Below are 21,108 nucleotides of genomic sequence, written 5' to 3'. Positions count from 1 at the left end.
CCTCATCCTGAGGAGCCCGCGAAGCGAGCGTCTCGAAGGATGGCAATGGGAAGAATCCTTTGGTTGTGCCCCGCGGCCGTCCTCCGAGACGCCGCCTGCGGCGGCTCCTCAGGACGAGGGTTGGGGATTTTATCCTTCGCCCGATTGCCCTAGATGAGGGTGCCGGTCGTGTGGCGCTCGGCCGCTCGGCTTTGCATCAAAACGGCTTTTCGGCGCGGGCCCTCATCCGACCCCGCTTCGCGGGGCTGCTTTCTCCCGCGCGCGGGAGAAGGGCGCGGCGGCGAGACTCGGCGAGCTGGAGATCGGACTACACCGGGATTTCCCGTGACAGCGCGAACTCGCGCAGCTTCTCGCGCAGGCTCGGGGCGCCGTCCTCCTCGGCAAGGAGCGTGGCGACGAACACCTGCGCCTCGTCGAGATTGGCGGCGAGGATCATCGCCTTCACCGGGCCGATCGACGAGGGCGACATCGATAGCGAGCGATAGCCGATGGCGAGCAGCGCCAGCGCCTCCAGCGGACGCCCGCCCATCTCGCCGCACAGAGTGACCGTCTTGCCGGCGCGCCGGCCGGCGTCGGCGATGCGCTCCAGCGCGCGCAGCACCGGCGTCGACAGCGGGTCATAGCGCTTGGCGACGCGCGTGTTGTCGCGGTCGGCGGCATACATGTATTGCACGAGATCATTGGAGCCGACCGAGAGAAAATCCGCGCGCGCGGCGATCGAGTCGAGCTCCCACAGCAGCGAGGGCACCTCGACCATAGCGCCGAGCCGGAGATCGGAGGGCGTCGCATGGCCGTGGCGCTCGAGATGGGCGAGCTCGCGCAGCGCGATTCCCTTGGCGGCTTCGAATTCGGCGACATTGGCGATCATCGGGAACATGATGCGCAGATCGCGTCCCGCCGCCGCTTTCAGCATGGCGCGCAGCTGCATGCGCAACAGGCCCGGCCGATCGAGCCCGATGCGGATCGCGCGCCAGCCGAGCGCGGGGTTCTCCTCCTCGATCGTCGCCATATAGGGCAGGATCTTGTCGCTGCCGATGTCGAGCGTGCGGAAGGTCACCGGGCGTCCGGGCGCCGCGTCCAGCACGGATTTGTAGAGCAGATATTGCTCGTTCATGCGCGGAAAGCGCGGCGCGACCATGAATTGCAGCTCGGTGCGGAACAGGCCGATCGAGAGCGCGCCGGTCTCGTGCAGATGCGGCACGTCGACGATGAGCCCGGCGTTCATATGCAGCGCAATCTCGACGCCGTCCCTGGTGACGGCGGGAACGTCGCGCAGCTTGGCGTATTGCTCCATGCGGCGGGCGCGCAGCCGCGCCTTCTCGCCATAGGCGGTCTGCACGTCCGGCGGCGGACGAATATGCACGTCGCCGGTGACGCCATCGACGATGATCGCGTCGCCCGCCTCGACGAGATCGGAGACATTGGGGGCGAGGCCGACGGTGGCGATGCCGAGCGCGCGCGCGACGATGCCGACATGGCTCGCCGGCCCGCCTTCCTCCAGCACGAGGCCGCGCAGCCGCATGCGGTCGTAGTCGAGCAAAGCGGCGGGGCCCATGTTGCGGGCGACGACGATGGCGTTCTCGGGGATGAGGTCGCGGTCGGCGACATAGCTCTGGCCGGTGAGCTGATGCAGCAGGCGATTGGCGAGATCGTCGAGATCATGCAGCCGGTCGCGCAGATAGGGGTCGGTCTGGCGCTGCAGCTTGGCGCGCGCGTCGTTCTGCACGCGCTCCACCGCCGCTTCCGCGGTGAGGCCGCTGAGCACCGCCTCGTGCAGCCGGCGCACCCAGCCGCGGTCATTGGCGAAGATGCGCACCGCCTCGAGCACCTCGCGATGCTCGCCGGCGCCCATGCGGTCGCCATGGGCGACGAGCTCGTCGATCGAGACGCGCATGGCCTCGATCGCCGCGTCGAGACGCCGCTCTTCGGCGGCGATATCCTCGGCGATGAGCTGCTTGACGATCACGCGCGGCTCATGCAGCACCGCATAGCCTAATCCGACGCCCTCGCACATGGGCGCGCCCTTCAGCACGAGCGGACGGTCGAGGGCGAAGCTCTCCGGCGCCTTGGCGATCGAGCGCAATTCGCCCGAGGCGATCATCTCGGCGACGAGCATCGCCGTGGTCTGCAGCGCCTCGATCTCCTCGTCCGAATAGACGCGCCGCACCTTGTTCTGCACGACGAGCACGCCGAGCGTGTTGCCGCCGCGCAGAATCGGCACGCCGAGGAAGGAGTGATAGACTTCCTCGCCGGTTTCCGGCCGGTAGGAGAAGGCGGGATGGTCCTGCGCCTCGGAGAGGGCGAGCGGCTCGGCGCTGCGGGCGATGAGGCCAACGAGGCCCTCGCTCGTGCGCATGGTGGTGAGATGCACCGCCTCGCGGTTCAGGCCCTCGGTGGCGTAGAGCTCGAGCGTCTGGTCGGCGCGCTGGACATAGACGGAACAAACTTCCGCGACCATGTTGGACGCGATCAGGACGACGATCTTGTCGAGCCGCGCCTGGGCGCTCACCGGCTCCGCCATCACCTCGCGAAGCCGGCGGAGCAGCAAGCGGGGTCCGCCGAGAGCGCTACGCATCCAGTGTTCCTGTTCCGACGACATGCCTTCGGGGGCGAGCCGAAGGGCCGCCCCCGCTACGATTTAGACCCGTTCCAATATCTGCGCGCCGTGCCTTACCAGCGTATATTGGCCTCCTTCCGCCTCCGCAAGCGCGGCTGCGCGGCCGCGGCGCCCTCGCAAGGACCATACCGTTTTCGACCGCCTTGCGGAGCGGCGACGCAGCCGATACCAGTCAAAGTTCCGACAAGAAGTCATCCGAAAGCCCGGGGGCGCCTCCCGCTTCGCCCCGGGCCCATCGGCCATCGCGCCAGAGACGTGATTCGTGCCCTCGACCAGATATCTGATCGCTCTGCTTTTTGTCGTCTTCTGGGCGTCTCGCGCCCTCGCCATCGACTCGGTGCGCGTGCCGCAGGACGCGTCCGCCATCGACCTCACTCATGCGGTCGAGACCTATTCGTCGCAAGGCGACCGGCTGCAGGTCTCGACCGCGCCGGGCTCCGACGGAATCATCCGCCGCATCGAGGTGGGGGCCAGGGAGCCGGGCACGCGGCCGAGCTGGATCGTGTTCGCGCTCACCAATGATACGGATGAGCAATTGGAGCGGCTGATCGTCGCGCCGCATTTCCGGCTGCAGGGCTCCGGCGTCATCTGGCCCGATCTCGGCGCGACGCGGATCTCGGCCGTCACCGCGAGCCAGGGTTTTGCGCCCGAGCGCGAGGACAGCGCCGACGCCGACGTCTTCCGCCTCACCATCGATCCGGGCGCGACCATCACTTACGTCGCCGAGCTGCGCACGCCCAACTTGCCGCAACTCTATCTCTGGGAGCCGGACGCCTACAAGGACAAGGTGACGAGCCTCACCCTCTACAAGGGCATCGTAATCGGCATCGCCGGCCTTCTGGCTCTGTTCCTGACCATCGTCTTCGTGGTCAAGGGCGCGGTGATCTTTCCGGCCGCGGCCGCGCTCGCCTGGACCGTGCTCGCCTATGTCTGCATCGATTTCGGCTTCTGGGCCAAAATTTTCGGCGCCGATCCCAACGCCGACCGCATCTGGCGCGCGGGCGCCGAGACAGTGCTCTCGGCGACGCTCGTGGTGTTTCTCTTCGCCTATCTCAACCTCAACCGCTGGCATGTGCGGGCCTGGCATGTGGCCGCGCTCTGGCTGCTGATCCTCGCCGATCTCGTCGGCCTCGCCGTGTTCGACGCCCCGGTCGCGGCGGGCGTCGCGCGCATCTCGCTCGCCACGGTGGCGGTGGTCGGCTTCGTGCTGGTGCTGTATCTGGCGACGCACGGCTTCGACCGCGCGATCATGCTGATCCCCACCTGGTTCCTGCTGCTGCTGTGGGTGTGCGCGGCGGGCTTCACCGTGGCCGGCTGGCTGACCAATGATCTGGTCTCGCCCGCTCTCGTCGGCGGTCTGGTGCTGATCGTGATGCTGATCGGCTTCACCGTTATGCAGAATGCCTTCGCCAGCGGCGGCCTCGCTCAAGGCGCGATCTCCGAGGTGGAGCGCAAGGCGCTGGCCCTGACCGGAGCCAATGAGATCGTCTTCGACTGGGACGTGCCCGGGGACTACATCTATGTGAGCCCCGAGGTGGAGGAGCAGCTCGGCCTCGACCGCGGCGGGCTCGAGGGCGCGGCCTCGTCCTGGCTGGCGCTGCTGCATCCTTTCGAGCACGACCGCTATCGCGCCTTTCTGGACGCCATCCTCGAGCAGAGGCGCGGCCGCATCAATCAGGAGTTCCGTCTGCGCGGCGCCGATGGACATTATATGTGCTATCGGCTGCGGGCGCGCCCGGTGATCGGCCAGGACGGCGAGGTCATCCGCGTCGTCGGCACGCTGACCGACGTCACCGATATGCGCAATGCGCAGGAGCGGCTGCTGCACGACGCCGTTCACGACAATCTGACCGGCCTGCCCAATCGCGAACTGTTCGCCGATCGTCTCGCCGCCGCTCTCGTTTTCGCCGGGCTCGATTCCGGCGTGCGGCCGACGGTGCTCAGCATCGACGTCGACCGTTTCCGCCAGACCAACGAGCAGGTCGGCGTCGCCACCGGCGATTCCGTGCTGCTGACCATCGCTCATCGGCTGACCCGCCTGCTGCAGAAGCAGGACACGCTGGCGCGGCTCGGCGGCGATCGCTTCGCCATTATTCTCGTCTCCGAAACCCATGTCGACCATGTGATCGCGCTCGCCGACTCCGTGCGCCGCGCCCTGGCGACGCCGGTGCGCTTCACCGACCGGGAGATCTCGCTGTCCGTGTCGATCGGCGTCGCGCTGTTCGACAAGGAGCTGCACCCGGACGACCACGACATGCTGGAGGACGCCGAGATCGCGCTGCGCCACGCCAAGCGCAACGGCGGCAACCGCATCGAGGTGTTCCGCCCGGCGATGCGCTCGCAGCGCTCCGATCGGCTGACGCTCGAAGCCGAGCTGCGCCGCGCGCTGGAGCGCGGCGAGGTGAAGGTGTTGTTCCAGCCGGTGGTGCGGCTCGAGGACCGCACCATCGCAGGCTTCGAGGCCATGCTGCGCTGGGATCATCCGCGTCTCGGCCAGCTCGATCCGCGCGAGTTCGGCCAGGTCGCCGAGCAGACCGGCCTCGTCGTCGATTTCGGCCTGCTGGCGCTGGAGCGCACGGCGCGCGAGCTCGCGGCCTGGCAGCGCGCGCTCGCCGTCGATCCGCCGATCTTCGCCACGGTCGGCGTGGGCTCGCGGCAGCTGCTGCGCCACGATCTCCTGCGCGACGTGAAGAGCGTGCTGATGCGCAACGACATCGCCAAGGGCAGCCTCAAGCTCGGGCTGACCGAGAGCCTGGTGATGGAAAACCCCGAATATGCGGTCGAGATGCTGGCGCGGGTGAAGGAGCTCGGCGCCGGATTGGCGCTCGATGATTTCGGCTCGGGCTATTCCTCGCTCGCCTATCTGCAGCGCTTTCCCTTCGACGCGATCAAGATCGACCGGGGCTTCGTGCGGCAGACGGGCAGGGGCTCGCGCGCGGTGATCTTGCGCTCGCTGATCGCGCTCGCCAATGATCTCGGCATGGATGTGATCGCCGAGGGCGCGGAGACGGAGTCGGACGCGATCGAGCTCTATCAGCTGGGATGCGCCTATGCGCAGGGCTACGCCTTCGGCCGCCCGATCACGCCGATGGAGGCGCGGCGGCTGGTCGGCGCGGCGCCGGAGGCGGCGTAGCGCGGAGACGCGCGTGCCGCCGCGTTCAAACGACTTCGATCAAGGTCTCGCCACGCTCCAATGCCGCGCGGATCTCTGGGAGCATGATCTCGAACCAGCGCAGAAGCTCGCGCTTTCGCGTGTTGCGGACTCTGATCCAGACGATCGCCGGCCCGTCTTTTTCGAGAGCCTTCCGCTACGCAAAATCTTCGTCTTTTGTGACCACGACCGCGCCGCAGGCGAGCGCGAACCTCCAGATCGCGTCGTCGCGCGCGCCGCCGAGGCCGACATCGGAAACATGCTCCGCCTCATCGCCCACGGCGACGAGCCAGCGCGCCAACGCCGGCGGCAATTGTGCGTCGACGAGAAAGCGCGTCACGCGACGCGCAGGATCGGATGGTCGTTCTGCCTGGCCGCAAATTCCAGGACGGCGGCGACGTCCGCCGTCTCGAGCATGGGGTAATCCTCCAGGATTTCCTCACGCGAAGCGCCGGCGGCGAGAAGGTCCAGCACGTCCTTGACGCGGATGCGGAGAGAACGGATGCAGGGACGCCCGCCGCATTGGAGTGGATCGACGGTGATGCGATGCAATTCACTCACGACCGCGCCTCCTCGAGGGAATGGAGCCCATTATATCGCCGCCGTCGCCGCCAGTCATCCCGCTGTGGTCGGCGTTCCCCGAGCGAGTTCGGACCTCTTGGCGCCGGCCGACGAATAATCGTAAACGAGACAGGGACCATTAAGGGAATTGTCATGAGCGCCGACAACCTCCGTCCCTCTCCCCGCAAGCGAGGCGAAAGAGAACGCCCCCCTGTGGAAGAACTGTCTCCCCGCCGCGCCAAGCTCGAGCATTCGCGGCTCGCGGAGGAGATTGCCGAGCACGACCGGCGCTATTATCAGGAAGACGCCCCGACCGTCTCCGACGCCGAATATGACGCGCTGCGCCAGCGCCACGAGGCGCTCGAAAAAGCCTTCCCCGAGCTCGCGGGCGACGCCTCGCTGACGAAGAAGGTCGGCGCCGCGCCGGCCGAGAAATTCGCCAAGATCAAGCACGTCGTGCGCATGCTCTCGCTCGGCAACGTCTTCGCCGACGAGGAGGTCCACGAATTCGTCGCGCGCGTGCGGCGCTTCCTCAATTTCTCCGACGAGGCGCTGCTGCTGTTCACCGCCGAGCCGAAGATCGACGGCCTCTCCTGCTCGCTGCGCTATGAGAAGGGCGAGCTCGTCTCCGCCGCGACGCGCGGCGACGGCGAGGAGGGCGAGGACATCACCGCCAATATCCGCACGCTCGAGGAAATCCCGCAGCGCCTGCGCGGCGACGTGATCCCCGACGTGCTGGAGATCCGCGGCGAGGTCTATATGCGCCGCGAGGATTTTTTCGCGCTCAACGAGCGGCAGGCGGCGGCGGGCAAGCCGCTCTTCGCCAATCCGCGCAATTCCGCCGCCGGCTCGCTGCGCCAGCTCGATCCCGCCGTCACTGCGAGCCGGCCCCTGCGCTTCTTCGCCTATGGCTGGGGCGAGGTCAGCCTGATGGCCGCCGACACGCAATTCGGCATGGTGCAGGCCTTCGCAGCTTTTGGCCTACCGACCAATCCGCTGACCAAAATCTGCACAGGCGCCGAGGAGCTGCTCGCGCATTTCCGCAACATCGAGGCGCTGCGCGCGACGCTCGGCTATGACATCGACGGAGTGGTCTACAAGGTCGACGACATCGGCCTGCAAATCCGCCTCGGCTTCGTCTCGCGCGCGCCGCGCTGGGCGGTCGCGCACAAATTCCCGGCCGAGCAGGCGAAGACCATCGTCCGCGACATCGAAATCAATGTCGGCCGCACCGGCGCGCTGACGCCGATCGCGCGGCTGGAGCCGGTGACCGTCGGCGGCGTCGTCGTCTCCAACGCCACGCTGCATAACGAGGACGAGATCGCCCGCAAGGACATTCGCGTCGGCGATACGGTGGTGGTGCAGCGCGCCGGCGACGTCATTCCGCAGATCGTCGAGGTCGTTCTCGACAAGCGGCCGGAAGGCGCGACGCCTTATGAATTCCCGCATGAGTGTCCGAAGTGTCATTCTGCGGCCGTGCGCGAGATCGACGAGAAGGGTGTCGAGGACGTCGTGCGCCGTTGCACCGGCTCTCTCGTCTGCCCGGCGCAGGCGATCGAGCGTCTGAAGCATTTCGCTTCGCGCAACGCCATGGATATCGAAGGGCTCGGCGACAAGCAGATCGAATATTTCTTCACCGACGGCCTGGTGCGCACCGCCTCCGAGATCTTCACGCTCGCCGAGCGCGACCGCGCCAGCCTGACGAAGCTCGAGAACAAAGAGGGCTATGGCGAAACATCGGTGCGCAATCTGTTCGCGGCGATCGACGCGCGGCGGAGCGTCCCGATCAATCGCTTTCTCTACGCTCTAGGCGTCCGCCATGTCGGCGAGACCAACGCCCGCCGCCTCGCGCGGCATTTCCCCGATTTCGCCGGCCTGCGCGAGACCGCACGGGAGGCTGCGCCCGGCAGCGAGGCGCGCGAGCGCATCGAATCGATCGAGGGGATCGGCGGCGTCGTCGCCGAGGCGCTCTATGACTTCTTCGCCGAGCCGCACAATGAGCGCGAGATCGACGCGCTGCTCGCGCATGTGACGCTGGAGCCGATGCCGCAGGTCGAGAGCGCGTCGCCTGTCGCCGGCAAGACGGTGGTGTTCACGGGCGCCCTGGAGCGCCTGACGCGCGAGGAGGCGAAAGCGCAGGCCGAACGCTTCGGCGCGAAGATTTCCGGCTCCGTCTCGAAAAAGACGGATCTCGTCGTCGCCGGCCCCGGCGCAGGCTCCAAGCTGACCAAGGCCAAGGAGCTCGGGGTGGAAGTGATCAGCGAGGAGGAGTGGTTTTCGCGCACGGGGCAGTGACCGTCGAGCGCGAGCCTTCAGGCTCGCAGTGCGTGCAAGCGCAGCAAGGCGTTCCATTCGGAGCTCCGTACGCGCATTGCGCTTTACGGCGCCACACGCTATATCATTTCTATCCCCCAGCATGGTGATCGAGTGACGAGGCGGATGCCTCGGGCCGCGCGGCCACGCGCGCCGCGGCCATCGCACGTGAAGGAGAATCAGAAGATGAGCACCGCTCCGCTCATGCCCAAGGCGACCGCCGTCTGGCTCGTCGAGAACACATCGCTGAGCTTCGATCAGATCGCCGACTTCTGCAAGCTGCATCCGCTCGAGGTCAAAGGCATCGCCGACGGCGAGGTCGCCGCAGGCATTCGCGGCCTCGATCCGATCACCTCCGGCCAGCTGACGCGCGAGGAGATCGCCCGTGGCGAGCGCGATTCTGCTCATCGCCTGGCGCTCTCCGTCTCCAAGGTGAAGGTGCCCGAGATCAAGCGCGCGCGCGGGCCGCGCTACACGCCGCTGTCGCGCCGCCAGGACCGGCCCAACGCCATTCTCTGGCTGGTGCGCAATCATCCGGAGCTGAAGGACGCGCAGATCATGCGCCTCGTCGGCACGACCAAGAGCACGCTGAAGGCGGTGCGCGAGCGCACCCATTGGAATTCCGCCGCGCTGGCGCCGATGGACCCCGTCACTCTCGGCCTCTGCTCGCAGATCGATCTCGATTTCGAGGTCAATCGCGCCGCCAAGGACCGCCCGGCCGCGCTGGAGGAGCAGGGCCAGACGCTGCAGCCGGCCGAGGTGACCACCAGGCCTTATCACGAGCCGACGACGACCGAGGACGTGTTCGGCAAGAGCACGCCGGCCCCGGTCGAGCAGGAAGAAGATCAGTTCGACGCCGACCGCGTGTTCGGCCGCTTGAAAAACCTCGACTTCGAGGACTGAGCGCCAGGGTGCGCAGGGGGCGCGACAATCTGGCGCATTTACCGACGCCCGTGCTTCATGGTTTGGTGCAGGGGTCGACGGCGGACTGGCGAATCATAACGCCGACGGCGGCAACCGTCGGCGTTACGGTGATCTGCGCCACAGCGGTGAGAGCCGGTCGGGCGGACGACGAGAGACTCGCGTGCGAAACGTATCCGACGCGCGAGAGACCTGGGCTTATTTGAAATAAAAGCCCAGAATGCCGCCCGCGAGGCCGCCGACGACTGCGGCGGAGACCGTGTTGGCGATGCCGCCGAGGCCGGCGGCGCCGAGGCCGCCGAGCAGAAGCGCGCCGATGCCGGCGAAGAGGTAGACGTTGGTGGAGAGCGTGGGTTCGAATTCTTTCTCGGCCATTGCTGTCACTCCTTCCGGTTTCCAGTGCGTCCCGCCTTATCATTGTTCGAGGTGACGGGTGCGCATAGACCCCCGTTGCAGCGGGGGTGTCTTCTCGACATGCAGAGCCTAACATAACCTTATCGACTGTCCAGTCGCTCTCTCGCTGGATCGCGCCCGCGAATTGCGGGCTTTTGGCGACATTCAAGGAAGTCAAGTCTCTACGTCGCGGCGTCGACGAGGCTTCCCCGGGCGGCGGCGGGAAAAAAGTTGGAATGACTCCGATTTGCGGGCTATATCGCCGCGATGACCGGCGAAACCTCTCCTGACTCCGACGCGCGCTGGCGCCGCATCGTCACCCCTCTACGTCGGATTGCGCCGTTCGCGCTGCGCTATCGGGGACGAATCGGCCTCGCCGTCATCGCGCTCGCCGCCGCGTCGCTGGCGACGCTCGCGCTGCCGCTCGCCGTCCGCGGCATGATCGACCATGGCTTCTCCACCGACGATCCGGCGGCGGTCAACGCCTATTTCGGCGCGATCGTCGCCGTGGTCGCCATTTTGGCCGTCGCCTCGGCCTCCCGCTATTATCTCGTGACCACGCTCGGCGAGCGGATCGTCGCCGATCTGCGGGCCGATTTGTTCCGCCATCTGACGCGCCTCGACGCCGGCTTCTACGACGCCAACAAGACCGGCGAGCTGATGTCGCGCCTCACCGCCGACACGACGCAGGTGAAAGCGGTGTTCGGCGCCTCCGCCTCGGTGGCGCTGCGCAATCTGTTCCTTTTTATCGGCGCGGCGATCATGATGGCGCTCTCCAGCGCCAAGCTCTCCGCCGTCGCACTCGCCGCCATTCCGCTGATCGTTCTGCCGCTCATTCTCTCCGGCCGCGCCGTTCGCAAGCGGTCGCGCCATGCGCAGGACAAGCTGGCGCAGGCCAGCGCCTTTGCGGCCGAGAACCTCTCCGCGGTTCGCACCATGCAGGCTTGCAACGCGCAGACGGCCGCGACCGGCCGCTTCGCCGCCGCGGCGGAGGAGGCTTATGACGCCGCGCGCGACGCGACGAGCGCGCGGGCGCTGGTGACGGCGGTGACGATCTTCCTCGTCTTCTCGAGCGTCGTCGCCATGTTGTGGCTCGGCGCGCATGACGTGCTCTCGGGGCGCATCACCTCGGGCCTGTTGTCGCAATTCGTGCTCTACGCCGTGCTCGCGGCGACCTCGCTCGGAGAATTGTCGCAAGTGTGGAGCGAGGTGGCCGCGGCGGCAGGCGCCGCCGGCCGCATCGGCGAGATTTTGTCGATCCGTCCGGCGATCGCCGCGCCTGATGCGCCTCTCGCTCTGCCGCGGCCGACGCGCGGACGCATCGTCTTCGACGATGTGAGCTTCTCCTACCCCTCCGGCTCCGGCGGCGCGGCTGTCGAGAATCTGAGCTTCGTCGTGGAGCCGGGCGAGCGTGTCGCCATCGTCGGCCCATCGGGCGCCGGCAAATCGACCGTGTTCCAGCTCATCGAGCGCTTCTACGATGTGACCGGCGGCGCAATCACGCTCGACGGCGTCGATCTGCGCCGGCTCGATCCGGACGAATTGCGCAGCCGCATCGCGCTGGCGCCGCAAGACCCGATCGTGTTCGGCGCGACGGTCGCCGAGAACATCGCCTATGGGCGGGAAGGTGCGTCGCGCGAGGACATCGTCGCGGCGGCGCGGCGCGCTCAGGCGGCCTCCTTCATCGAGGCGCTGCCGCAGGGCTATGACGCCGAGCTCGGCGAGCGCGGCGTCACTCTGTCGGGCGGCCAGCGCCAGCGGCTCGCCATCGCGCGCGCCATTCTCGCCGACGCGCCGGTGCTGCTGCTGGACGAAGCGACCTCCGCGCTCGACGCCGAGAACGAGGCGCTGGTGAAAGAAGCGCTGCATGATGTGATGGCGGGACGCACCACGCTCGTCATCGCCCATCGCCTCGCCACCGTGCTGGAGGCGACGCGCATTCTGGTGATGGAGCAGGGCCGCGTCGTCGAAACGGGAACGCACGCCAGTCTCGTCGCCGCCGGCGGCCTCTATGCGCGGCTGGCGCGGCTGCAATTCGATGCGCCAGACCACGCGATGGAAGAGCGCTTGCAGGAGAGGATGGGCTGAGACGCATATAAGGCATGCGCGACGAGTCGGCCGCGTCGCGAATCGGAATTTAACGCGATGACTTTTCGAGGCGCTCGTGATCTTACCGTCCGAACCCGTTCAGCACGTTCCATACAAGAAAGTAATCGAAGAGCTGCAAGCGGCTTACCGAGACCGCAGGCCGTGGTCTCTCATTCGCCTGGGCGATGGCGAGTCGGCGATATTGGGTTATCCTGAATTCGGCCATCCTTCGCACTATCGCAATTGGATGAGCAATTTTTTTGGTCCGTCGTCCGGAGAGGATACCGTCTATGCGCCGCTGAAGGACGACCTCGAACGCGCAATACGGGGCGCCGACGTCGTCGGCACGGGCGGGGCGCGGTTGACCGATCCCGAAGCGGGCCGTGAACTATTGCTGTCCTTGGGAGCGATCGCCGTCCGGACCGCGGAGCAGAACGCCGCCCAAAACGCCGCTGAGCGCCTGTTTCTGAACTATCACGTTTCTCGGCTCGGTGATCTACGTGGCATCGTCACTCATGCAAACATACATATCCACCTCGAGCATGCGGGCGTCCTGGCCGATCTGATGTCGCGTAGCCGAAGCGCGACGCTAATCGGTTGCAGGAACGTCGCCTCCGCGTTGCGCGAAAAATTTCCCGACACCTCGCTGCAGCACATAGCCGTCCCGGGCGAATATAAATTCGAAGGGCCAGACAGTCGGAGACTTTGGTCCCTGAAGAAGCCACATTTCCCGATCGTCTATCATGACGTGCGAGCCAAGCTGAAAGCGGGCCATTTCTGCGAACTCGTCCTCGTCGGAGCAGGCCCATGCGGCAAGGTCTATTGCGAGGATGTGCGCGCTGCAGGCGGCTTCGCTCTGGACGTCGGAAGCATCATGGATCTTTGGGCCGGGGTCGTTACTCGAAGCTATATGGCGAATATGAAGCCGACGACGATTTGAACAGGCGGTAGCGACGAGCGGGCGATCCGGCTTGCGAGCAGCGGCGCGTGCGACTAACGTCTTCGTGTGCGGCTCCGAGGCCGTCAACCCCTTGGAACAAACGCGTCGTGTCCTTTTCGGCTCAAGATCTCGCCGCCCTCGCGCTCGGCTATGTTCTCGGCTCGATCCCTTTCGGCCTGCTGCTGACCCGTCTCGCCGGGACGACGGATATTCGCACGATCGGCTCCGGCAATATCGGCGCGACCAATGTGCTGCGCACCGGGCGCAAGGATCTCGCCGCAGCCACTCTGCTGCTCGACGCGCTGAAGGGCGTCGCCGCCGCGCTGATCGGCGCGCAGATCGCGCCCGATGGCGGCGTCGTCGCCGCGGCGGCGGCCTTCGTCGGCCATATCGCGCCTGTCTGGCTCGGCTTTCGCGGCGGCAAGGGAGTCGCCACCTTTCTCGGCGCGCTCATCGGGCTCTATTGGCCGGCCGGACTCGCATTCGCGGCGGTGTGGCTCGCCGTCGCCGGCCTCTTCCGCTACTCGTCCTTGTCCGCGCTCGCGGCGAGCGTCGCGGCGCCGCTCGTCCTCGCCTATGCGGGCCGCGTTCCGGAGGCTGCGGTCTTCATCGTGATGGCGGCGTTGCTGTGGTGGAAGCACCGCGACAATATCGGCCGACTGATCGCCGGCCGCGAAAGCCGCATCGGACAGAAGACATGAGCGAGCCGTCGTCGCCGGTCCGATTGACGCCGGAGCAGCTGTTCCATTGGCTGCGGCTCATTCGGTCCGAGAATGTCGGCCCGCGCACCTTTCGCCAGCTCGTCAATCGCTTCGGCGGCGCCGAGGCGGCGCTCGACGCGCTGCCCGAATTGGCCGCGCGCTCGGCGCAGGGACGCAAGATCCGCATCGCCGAGCCGGACGACGTCCGCGCCGAGCTGGACAAAGCGGCGGCGCTCGGCGTGCGCTTTCTCGCGTGCGGCGACGGCGATTATCCGCCGCTGCTGCGGCAGATCGAATCGGCGCCGCCGCTGCTCGCGCTGCTCGGCTCGGCGGAGGTTCTCGCGCGGCCCTGCGTCGCCATTGTCGGCTCGCGCAACGCCTCGGCCGCCGGCCTCGCCTTCACAGAGCGGCTGGCGCGCGGATTGGCGCGGGAGAATTACGTCATCGGCTCCGGCCTCGCGCGCGGCGTCGACCTCGCCGCGCATCGCGCGAGCCTCGAGACCGGGACGGTCGCGGTGCTGGCGGGGGGGCATGCGCGCCCCTATCCGGCCGAGCATGCGCCGCTCATCGACGAGATCGCGGCGCGCGGCGGCGCGGTGGTGTCGGAAATGCCGCTCGAATGGGAGCCGCGCGGCCGCGATTTCCCGCGCCGCAACCGCATCGTTTCGGGACTTGCGCGAGCAGTGATCGTCGTCGAGGCGGCGCGCCGTTCGGGCTCGCTGATCACCGCGCGTTTTGCGGCGGAGCAGGGACGTGAGGTGTTCGCTGTGCCGGGCTCGCCGCTCGATCCGCGCGCCGAAGGAACAAATGATCTGCTGCGCCAAGGCGCGACGATCTGCACGGGGCCGGACGATGTGACGCGCGCGCTCGCCCAGACGCCCACGCCGGGCCGTGACCTGTTCGGCGAGGGCGACGGCGCCGCCGTCGACGAGGAGCCGCTGTGGGACGAGGTCGATCTGTTCTCCTTTCAGGAGCGCCGGCCTCCGAGCTTCGCCGATGCGCCGCCGCGACCGCCGCGCTCTGAGCCGCCCGCCGCGGAGCTGCCGGTCGCGGCGCCGGCCGACGCGCTTGCCCATGTTGTCGCGCTGCTCGGCCCCGCGCCCGTGACCATCGACGAGCTGATCCGCGCGGCCGGGCTCCCGGCGCGCGACGTCCATGCCGCCTTGCTGGAGCTCGATCTCGCCGGCCGCGTGGCGCGGCACGGCGGCAATCTCGTCTCGCTCCTCTAAAACCGTCTTCCGTCGGGAGCGCCTTCCGATCGCTCGAAGTCGCTGGAGCGCAGAGCACACGACTGGCGCGCGTCAGGCTCGCTCTTCGAAGCCCCTCGGACCGGCTGACGCAAGGCGCTAGGCGCGGCCGGACCCTTCGACCGTCGGAGCGGGCGCGGTGAGCGCCCGCGCCTTGTCTTCGGCCTCGACCCGCGCGAGGCGAAGAAAATAGCCGAGCATCTCGAAATCGGCGCGCTCCGCCAGGATCGCCAGCTCCGCCGCCATTTCCGCTATATAGGAGGCGAGCGCCGCCGCCGTCGTCTCGCCTGCCGGCGGGCCCTCGTCGTCGATGTCCGAAGAGACATCGCGGGCGGGATGAAGGTCCGGGTTCTTGCTCATGTCGCTCCGCGCTCGTTGCGCTTCCGCGGCGGCGCCGCGCCAATCCGAATTTCAACCTATGGTCGTAGGTTGCCAGCGGCGGAGCGTCTTGTCAACGCGCCCGAGGCAGCGCTCGGCTGCCTGAATTTTGGCCGTGTCGAGCAGCGCGACACGCACCCGGCTCGCACGGCTTCGACCTGGTAACAACTTAAAGTAGCATTTCTGCTCCGCTCGCGCAGGCCCGCCGCGGCTGTTTTAGGCCGTGGGACTGGACGCGCGAGAGCGGCGCGTTAGTTCCCGGTGACCCGCGACATCGTTCACGGGACGCGACTGGGATGATTTGAATTTTTCTAGAGCTGCGACTTGGAGGTCTCCTATGGACTTTCGCTTTCGCATCTGGTCCCCGCTCTCGGAGGAGCGCGCCGCGCCATTCCGGCGCGGGATCGCGGCCGACGCGCGCCGGCGCGACCATCACCGCCGACAATCGGATCATCACTCGCGGCGCTGAGCCTCTGGCCGGCGCCGCCGGCCTTCAGCGCGCGCTGCGAGCAGCGGTCTCGTCGCCCTTCGGGGCGGCGGGGAAACGGGGGGCAGAGCCTGGCCAACCACAAGGAGGCCTCAGTCATGACCAAGGTTGTGAAGTTGTCGATGCTCGGCGCGACCAGCGCTGTCATGTTCCTCGCCGTCGGCGGCGCTGCTTACGCGGGCCCCGTGGGTCTCGCCGATGCGGCGAAGGTCGCTCCGCCCGCGGCGACGGAGTCGGTGCATTATCGTTCCGGCCGCTCGGCCTATATGGGCCGCTCGGCTCATTACTGCCCGCCGCGCCGCGTCGAGCATCGGACAGTCTATGTGAACCGCATCATCGAGCGTCGCACGGCGTATATTCCGCGCACCCGCTACATCATCGAGCGCCGCACGGCCTATGTGGCGGCGCCGGTCGCGGCGGCGGTCGCGGTGCCGGTCGTCGCCGTGGCCTATCCGGGCTATGGCGGTGGCTATGGCGGCGGCTATGGCGGCGGCGGCCTGCTCGGCGCCGGCGCGGGGCTGATCGGCGGCGCGCTGAACATCGGCTTCGGCGGCGGCGGCTGGGGCGGTCCCGGCTGGGGCGGCGGCTGGCGTCGCGGCGGCTGGTGGTGAGCTGTCCGGCCTAGGCCGGCGAGGCGAGGCGCCTGAGCCTGTCGAGGGCGCCTTGCAGAATATAGGCGGCGGCCATGCGGTCCACGACCGCCGCCCGCTTGGCGCGCGAGGCGTCCTGCGCCAGCAGCTCTCTGGTGACGGCGGCGGTCGAAAGCCGCTCGTCCCAGAAGGCGTAGCGCAGCGCGAAGCGCGCGCCGAGATTGCGCATGAAGGCCCGCGTCGCTTGCGCGCGCGGGCCTTCGGACCCGTCCATGTTGAGCGGCAGGCCGACGATCAGCGCGGCGATGTCGAATTGCGTTGCGAGCGCGTCGAGACGCTCCGCGTCAGCCGTGAATTTGCCGCGGCGGATCGTCTCCAGAGGCGAAGCGAGGCGGCGCTCCACGTCGGAGAGCGCGAGCCCGATGGTCTTGGTTCCGACATCGAGCCCCATCAGCCGGCCTTTGGCGGGCAGAAGCGCGGCCAGCTCCTCGATCGTCATCTTTTCGCCTGTCATCGCTCTCGCCTAGCACGCCTGCGCGCCGGCGCAAATTGCGGCGCGGCCGTTGCATGGAGCGCGCTTCCCCGGGGCGCGCGCATTGCGCCGCCGAAGCCGCGAGTGGTATAGCGCGCAGACGACACCGGAACGGAGCTTTCAGAAAATGTCCGTCGATCAGGCCACCGTTCGCCGCATCGCCCATCTCGCGCGCATCGCCGTCGAGGACGACGAGGTCGAGAGGCTCGGCGGAGAGCTCAACGCCATTCTGGCCTTCGTCGAGGAGCTGAGCAGTGTCGATGTCGAGGGCGTCGAGCCGCTGACCTCCGTCCTGCCGATGCAAATGAAGAAGCGGCAGGATGTCGTCACCGACGGCGGCTTCGCCGACGACGTTCTCGCCAATGCGCCGGAGCGCGAGGACCATTATTTCGTGGTCCCCAAGGTCGTCGAATAAGATCATCGAGCGAACGTCCCGCGGCAGAGCGGGGACGCCCTTCCATCCGAGAGCCATGAGCTTCATGTCCGATCCCACGCATCTCTCACTCGCCGAGGCGCGCGACGCGCTCGTCGCCAAGAAGCTCTCCTCCGTCGAGCTGACGCACGCCCATGTCGACGCGATCGAGAAGGCCGGCGCCTTGAACGCCTTTATTACAAAGACGCCGGAGCTCGCGCTCGCCGCCGCGCAGGAGAGCGACGCGCGCCTTTCGCGCGGCGAGGCGCGACCGCTCGAAGGCCTGCCGCTCGGCATCAAGGATCTCTATTGCACAAAGGGCGTGCGCACGACGGCGGGGAGCCGCATCCTCGACGATTTCACGCCCACATATGAATCCACCGTCTCCGCCAATCTCTGGCGCGACGGCGCGGTGATGCTCGGCAAGCTCAATCTCGACGAATTCGCCATGGGCTCATCGAATGAGACCAGCGCTTTCGGTCCGGTGGTCTCGCCATGGCGGCGCAAGAAGGGCGATGGCGTCGACGAGGCGAAGATCGTTCCCGGCGGCTCGTCGGGCGGCTCCTCGGCGGCGGTGGCGGCGCGTCTCGCGCTCGGCGCCACGGCGACCGACACGGGCGGCTCGATCCGCCAGCCGGCCGCCTTCACCGGCACGGTCGGCGTCAAGCCCACCTATGGACGCTGCTCGCGCTGGGGCATCGTCGCCTTCGCCTCCTCGCTCGACCAGGCCGGGCCGATCACGCGCACGGTGCGCGACGCGGCAATCATGCTGCGCTCGATGGCTGGCCATGATCCGAAGGACACGACCAGCGTCGATGCGCCGGTTCCCGATTACGAGGCGGCGATCGGCGCCTCGGTGAAGGGACGGCGCATCGGCATTCCGAAAGAATACCGGATCGGCGGCGGCGCCGAGATCAATGCGCTGTGGGATCAGGCCGCCGCTTGGCTGCGCGACGCCGGCGCCGAGATCGTCGAGATTTCCTTGCCGCATACGCGCTATGCGCTGCCGGCCTATTACATCATCGCGCCGGCGGAGGCCTCCTCCAATCTCGCGCGCTATGACGGGGTGCGCTACGGCCTGCGCGAGAAGGGCCGCGACATTTCCGATATGTACGAGAAGACGCGCGCCGCCGGCTTCGGGCCGGAGGTGCGCCGCCGCGTGATGATCGGAACCTATGTGCTCTCGCACGGCTATTACGACGCTTATTATGTGCGCGCGCAAAAGATTCGCAGCCTGATCAAGCGCGATTTCGACGAGGCCTTCGCGGCTGGCGTCGACGCCGTGCTGACGCCGGCGACGCCCTCCACCGCATTCGCGCAGGGCGAGAAGGGCAAGGCCGATCCGGTCGAGATGTATTTGAACGATGTGTTCACCGTGACGGTGAACATGGCCGGCCTGCCGGGCATCGCCGTGCCGGGCGGGCTCGGCGCCGACGGCCTGCCGCTCGGCCTGCAGCTGATCGGCCGCCCCTTCGACGAGGCGACCTTGTTCTCGCTGGCCGCGGCGCTGGAGAGCGCGGCTCCGAAAATCGACTTCCCGCAGCCCTGGTGGACGAAGGCGTGATGACGCGCAGAGCAGAGGCCGCAAAGCTCGACCCGCGCGACGAGATGGCGGATGTGCGCGCGACCATCGACGCGCTCGACGACGAGCTCGTCGCGCTGCTCGCCCGCCGCCAGCGCCAGATCGAGCGCGCCGCGGCGGTGAAGCCCGGCCTCGGCATTTCCGCGCGCGTGCCCGAGCGCGTGGACGAAGTTTTGGCGCGCGTCGCCGAGGCGGCGCGGCGCGAGGGAATGTCGGCCGATCTGGCGCAAGCGCTGTGGCGCGCGCTGATCGAATGGTCGATCGCGCATGAGGAGCAGCTGATGGGCGAGCGGGACCATGGAAGGACGGGACCGTCCGCCGACTGACGTGTGCATTCGAGTTCGGCTGTCTGTACCCACGCTGAGGACCGCATGATGTCACAGCCGATGCAGATCGAATCGCTCGAAATCAGAAACTACCGTCTTTTCAATGATATGAAGTTCTCGGATCTCGCTCGGCTAACCGTCGTCGTGGGCGCCAACGGCTCCGGCAAGTCGACCCTGTTCGATGTGTTCAGCTTCCTGAAGGAGGCGCTGACGCAGAATGTCGCGACCGCCGTCACGCGACGAGGTGGGTTCAACGAGCTCGTGAGCCGTGGTGAAAAAGGCCCTATCGGCATCACGGTGAAATTTCGTGAGAGCGGCGGCCGGCTCGCGACTTATGACCTGCAGATCGCAGCGGATGGCGGGAGAGCGGTCGTCGAACGGGAAATCTTGAAATTCCGACGTGGCCGTTATGGCCAGCCTTGGCATTTCGTCGATTTTTCCCGAGGCCGCGGGGCGGCGATCACCAACGAGGCCGATTACGGCGAGGCGGGCGCGAAAGAGCTTCGGCAAGATTATCAACTCGACGACCCGAGCGTGCTCGCCATAAAGGGCCTCGGCCAGTTCCGGGCGTTTCGGGTGGTCTCGGAGTTCCGCAGCCTGATCGAAAGCTGGTACGTGTCGGACTTCCATATTGCCGACGCGCGTCCGAGCGTCGAGGCAGGGGAGTCCGAACACTTGTCGACACGTGGCGAGAATGTCGCCCAGGTCGCTCAATATCTCTACGAGCATCATCGCGAGCGCTTCGACAAGGTGCTCGACGCCATGAAGCGGCGGGTGCCGGGCGTCGCCGGAGTCGAGGCGCGCCCGACCGAGGACGGCCGCCTCGTCCTGCGCTTCAAGGTCGGCAGCTTCAAGGACCCGTTCATCGCGCGCTACGTGTCCGACGGCACGATCAAGATGTTCGCCTATCTCGTGCTGCTCCACGATCCGAAACCGTTTCCGCTGCTCGCGGTCGAGGAGCCCGAGAACCAGCTCTACCCAGAGCTGATGATCGAACTGATCGAAGAATTCAGAGCCTATGCCGAGCGCGGCGGGCAGGTTTTCGTTTCCACCCATTCTCCCGATTTCTTGAACGGCGCGCGCCTCGAAGAAATTTTTTGGCTCGTGAAGCGCGAGGGCTTCACTGAGGTTCGGCGGGCGTCGGACGATCCGCTCCTGGTAAGCCTCTTCGCGGAGGGCGATCTGCCGGGAGCCTTGTGGAAGCAGGGGTTGTTCGAAGGAGCGCATCCTCGATGAGCCGGCTCGTCTTCCTCTTGGAAGAGCCGTCGATCAAAGTTCTGCTCGAAGCGCTTCTCCCGCGGCTGTTTCCGGCTCTCGACATCCTCTGCATAGCTCATGAAGGCAAGAGCGATCTGGAAAAGAGCCCGCCTCGAAAGCTCAAGGCGTGGAACCGCCCCGACGATCGCTTCGTCGTGATCCGAGACAGCGACGGCAAGGACTGCAAGGCGCTGAAAGCCGCACTCGCGGAGATTTGCGCGGAGGCGGGGCGGGATGACACGCTGGTGCGTATCGTATGTCAGGAGTTGGAAGCGTGGTATTTCGGCGACCCCGATACTCTTGCAAACGTCCTCGGCGAGCCGTCCCTGCGCAATCTCTCTGCCAAGGCCGCGTATCGTGACCCCGACGCGATCGCCAAGCCGTCGAGGGAACTGGTCAAGCTCTGCCCCGCCTTTCAAAAGATCGACGGCGCGCGCCGCATGGCGCATCGCTTGTCCTATACGCGCAATCGCTCCGCCAGCTTTCGAGCGCTCGTCGAGGGGATCGCGCGCATCTCTTCCCTGTCCCTGCCGACGTGACCCGCGCCGTGTCCTCCGGACCCTCTTATCGCAACGCATGGCTTTTGCTTATATAGTCTCCAGCGCCGGAGCG

General features: G+C 67.2%; 19 protein-coding genes. 13 read left to right on the top strand and 6 right to left on the bottom strand.

What is annotated here, in order from left to right:
* Positions 1-307: 307 nt before the first annotated feature.
* Positions 308-2,575 (bottom strand): phosphoenolpyruvate--protein phosphotransferase, encoded by a 2,268-nt coding sequence (gene ptsP, locus K3F48_RS20285; RefSeq protein ID WP_222577259.1) that lies wholly within the window; start codon positions 2,573-2,575, stop codon positions 308-310.
* Between the two features lie 304 nt (positions 2,576-2,879).
* Between ptsP and K3F48_RS20280 the strand changes: the two genes are divergently transcribed.
* Positions 2,880-5,750 (top strand): EAL domain-containing protein, encoded by a 2,871-nt coding sequence (locus K3F48_RS20280; RefSeq protein WP_222577258.1) that lies wholly within the window; start codon positions 2,880-2,882, stop codon positions 5,748-5,750.
* A 175-nt stretch (positions 5,751-5,925) separates the two neighbouring features.
* Here the strand turns inward: K3F48_RS20280 and K3F48_RS20275 are convergent, their stop codons facing one another.
* Complete coding sequence (locus tag K3F48_RS20275) at positions 5,926-6,108, bottom strand: DUF5615 family PIN-like protein (RefSeq protein WP_222577257.1); 183 nt, start codon at positions 6,106-6,108, stop codon at positions 5,926-5,928.
* The gene (locus tag K3F48_RS20270; protein ID WP_222577256.1) at positions 6,105-6,329 is read right to left on the bottom strand and encodes a DUF433 domain-containing protein; all 225 of its coding nucleotides are present in this window, start codon (positions 6,327-6,329) and stop codon (positions 6,105-6,107) included. Before K3F48_RS20270 ends, K3F48_RS20275 begins: the two co-directional genes overlap by 4 nt.
* Positions 6,330-6,482: 153 nt before the next feature.
* On the opposite strand from K3F48_RS20270, the gene ligA reads away from it, so the two are divergent.
* Together ligA and K3F48_RS20260 are read left to right on the top strand one after the other, a co-directional pair.
* Positions 6,483-8,624, top strand: a complete 2,142-nt coding sequence (gene ligA, locus K3F48_RS20265; RefSeq protein ID WP_222577255.1) for an NAD-dependent DNA ligase LigA — start codon at positions 6,483-6,485, stop codon at positions 8,622-8,624.
* 204 nt (positions 8,625-8,828) lie between these two features.
* A complete protein-coding gene (locus tag K3F48_RS20260) occupies positions 8,829-9,545 on the top strand; it encodes a DUF1013 domain-containing protein (protein WP_222577254.1) in 717 nt (238 codons plus the stop codon).
* 216 nt (positions 9,546-9,761) lie between these two features.
* Here the strand turns inward: K3F48_RS20260 and K3F48_RS20255 are convergent, their stop codons facing one another.
* Positions 9,762-9,938 carry a hypothetical protein gene (locus K3F48_RS20255; protein WP_222577253.1) on the bottom strand — a complete coding sequence of 59 codons (177 nt, stop codon included), beginning with the start codon at positions 9,936-9,938 and terminating at the stop codon, positions 9,762-9,764.
* 285 nt (positions 9,939-10,223) lie between these two features.
* Here K3F48_RS20255 and K3F48_RS20250 point away from each other — a divergent pair, with 285 nt between their 5' ends.
* The 4 genes from K3F48_RS20250 to dprA all read left to right on the top strand — a co-directional run bounded on the left by K3F48_RS20250 (position 10,224) and on the right by dprA (position 14,914).
* Entirely contained in the window at positions 10,224-12,044 is a 1,821-nt protein-coding gene (locus K3F48_RS20250) for an ABC transporter transmembrane domain-containing protein (RefSeq protein WP_222577252.1), read from the top strand.
* 76 nt (positions 12,045-12,120) lie between these two features.
* Complete coding sequence (locus K3F48_RS20245) at positions 12,121-12,984, top strand: hypothetical protein (RefSeq protein ID WP_222577251.1); 864 nt, start codon at positions 12,121-12,123, stop codon at positions 12,982-12,984.
* A gap of 107 nt (positions 12,985-13,091) precedes the next feature.
* Complete coding sequence (gene plsY / locus K3F48_RS20240; protein WP_222577250.1) at positions 13,092-13,685, top strand: glycerol-3-phosphate 1-O-acyltransferase PlsY; 594 nt, start codon at positions 13,092-13,094, stop codon at positions 13,683-13,685.
* On the top strand, positions 13,682-14,914 hold the full coding sequence (gene dprA / locus K3F48_RS20235) for a DNA-processing protein DprA (RefSeq protein ID WP_222577249.1): 1,233 nt from the start codon (positions 13,682-13,684) through the stop codon (positions 14,912-14,914). Before plsY ends, dprA begins: the two co-directional genes overlap by 4 nt.
* A gap of 117 nt (positions 14,915-15,031) precedes the next feature.
* Here dprA and K3F48_RS20230 read toward each other — a convergent pair whose 3' ends face one another.
* On the bottom strand, positions 15,032-15,292 hold the full coding sequence (locus K3F48_RS20230) for a hypothetical protein (RefSeq protein ID WP_222577248.1): 261 nt from the start codon (positions 15,290-15,292) through the stop codon (positions 15,032-15,034).
* A 603-nt stretch (positions 15,293-15,895) separates the two neighbouring features.
* On the opposite strand from K3F48_RS20230, the gene K3F48_RS20225 reads away from it, so the two are divergent.
* The gene (locus K3F48_RS20225; protein WP_222577247.1) at positions 15,896-16,408 is read left to right on the top strand and encodes a hypothetical protein; all 513 of its coding nucleotides are present in this window, start codon (positions 15,896-15,898) and stop codon (positions 16,406-16,408) included.
* Between the two features lie 10 nt (positions 16,409-16,418).
* Here the strand turns inward: K3F48_RS20225 and ruvX are convergent, their stop codons facing one another.
* The gene (gene ruvX / locus K3F48_RS20220) at positions 16,419-16,901 is read right to left on the bottom strand and encodes a Holliday junction resolvase RuvX (RefSeq protein ID WP_222577246.1); all 483 of its coding nucleotides are present in this window, start codon (positions 16,899-16,901) and stop codon (positions 16,419-16,421) included.
* A gap of 145 nt (positions 16,902-17,046) precedes the next feature.
* On the opposite strand from ruvX, the gene gatC reads away from it, so the two are divergent.
* From gatC to K3F48_RS20195, 5 genes are all read left to right on the top strand, one after another.
* A complete protein-coding gene (gatC, locus tag K3F48_RS20215) occupies positions 17,047-17,334 on the top strand; it encodes an Asp-tRNA(Asn)/Glu-tRNA(Gln) amidotransferase subunit GatC (protein WP_222577245.1) in 288 nt (95 codons plus the stop codon).
* 64 nt (positions 17,335-17,398) lie between these two features.
* A complete protein-coding gene (gene gatA, locus K3F48_RS20210; RefSeq protein WP_222577261.1) occupies positions 17,399-18,895 on the top strand; it encodes an Asp-tRNA(Asn)/Glu-tRNA(Gln) amidotransferase subunit GatA in 1,497 nt (498 codons plus the stop codon).
* Positions 18,895-19,239 (top strand): chorismate mutase, encoded by a 345-nt coding sequence (locus tag K3F48_RS20205; RefSeq protein ID WP_222577244.1) that lies wholly within the window; start codon positions 18,895-18,897, stop codon positions 19,237-19,239. The genes gatA and K3F48_RS20205 overlap by 1 nt, the downstream gene beginning before the upstream one ends.
* Before the next feature lie 45 nt (positions 19,240-19,284).
* Positions 19,285-20,475 (top strand): AAA family ATPase, encoded by a 1,191-nt coding sequence (locus tag K3F48_RS20200; protein WP_222577243.1) that lies wholly within the window; start codon positions 19,285-19,287, stop codon positions 20,473-20,475.
* Positions 20,472-21,035: a DUF4276 family protein gene (locus K3F48_RS20195; RefSeq protein ID WP_222577242.1), complete on the top strand. Its 564-nt coding sequence runs from the start codon at positions 20,472-20,474 to the stop codon at positions 21,033-21,035. Before K3F48_RS20200 ends, K3F48_RS20195 begins: the two co-directional genes overlap by 4 nt.
* The last annotated feature ends 73 nt before the right edge of the window (positions 21,036-21,108 follow it).

This window comes from Methylosinus sp. Sm6 (genome assembly GCF_019802345.1).
Classification (GTDB): domain Bacteria; phylum Pseudomonadota; class Alphaproteobacteria; order Rhizobiales; family Beijerinckiaceae; genus Methylosinus.
Note: the sequence above shows the minus strand (reverse complement) of the source record. Positions and strands in the feature narration are given on the sequence as shown.

Bases quoted from the DNA above. Each gene is read 5' to 3' on its own strand.
- ligA (WP_222577255.1), top strand. From the start codon at position 6,483: ATGAGCGCCGACAACCTCCGTCCCTCTCCCCGCAAGCGAGGCGAAAGA.
- K3F48_RS20205 (WP_222577244.1), top strand. From the start codon at position 18,895: ATGACGCGCAGAGCAGAGGCCGCAAAGCTCGACCCGCGCGACGAGATG.
- dprA (WP_222577249.1), top strand. From the start codon at position 13,682: ATGAGCGAGCCGTCGTCGCCGGTCCGATTGACGCCGGAGCAGCTGTTC.
- K3F48_RS20230 (WP_222577248.1), bottom strand. From the start codon at position 15,292: ATGAGCAAGAACCCGGACCTTCATCCCGCCCGCGATGTCTCTTCGGAC.
- ptsP (WP_222577259.1), bottom strand. From the start codon at position 2,575: ATGCGTAGCGCTCTCGGCGGACCCCGCTTGCTGCTCCGCCGGCTTCGC.
- K3F48_RS20250 (WP_222577252.1), top strand. From the start codon at position 10,224: ATGACCGGCGAAACCTCTCCTGACTCCGACGCGCGCTGGCGCCGCATC.
- K3F48_RS20260 (WP_222577254.1), top strand. From the start codon at position 8,829: ATGAGCACCGCTCCGCTCATGCCCAAGGCGACCGCCGTCTGGCTCGTC.
- gatA (WP_222577261.1), top strand. From the start codon at position 17,399: ATGTCCGATCCCACGCATCTCTCACTCGCCGAGGCGCGCGACGCGCTC.
- gatC (WP_222577245.1), top strand. From the start codon at position 17,047: ATGTCCGTCGATCAGGCCACCGTTCGCCGCATCGCCCATCTCGCGCGC.
- K3F48_RS20195 (WP_222577242.1), top strand. From the start codon at position 20,472: ATGAGCCGGCTCGTCTTCCTCTTGGAAGAGCCGTCGATCAAAGTTCTG.
- K3F48_RS20225 (WP_222577247.1), top strand. From the start codon at position 15,896: ATGACCAAGGTTGTGAAGTTGTCGATGCTCGGCGCGACCAGCGCTGTC.
- K3F48_RS20200 (WP_222577243.1), top strand. From the start codon at position 19,285: ATGATGTCACAGCCGATGCAGATCGAATCGCTCGAAATCAGAAACTAC.
- K3F48_RS20255 (WP_222577253.1), bottom strand. From the start codon at position 9,938: ATGGCCGAGAAAGAATTCGAACCCACGCTCTCCACCAACGTCTACCTC.
- ruvX (WP_222577246.1), bottom strand. From the start codon at position 16,901: ATGACAGGCGAAAAGATGACGATCGAGGAGCTGGCCGCGCTTCTGCCC.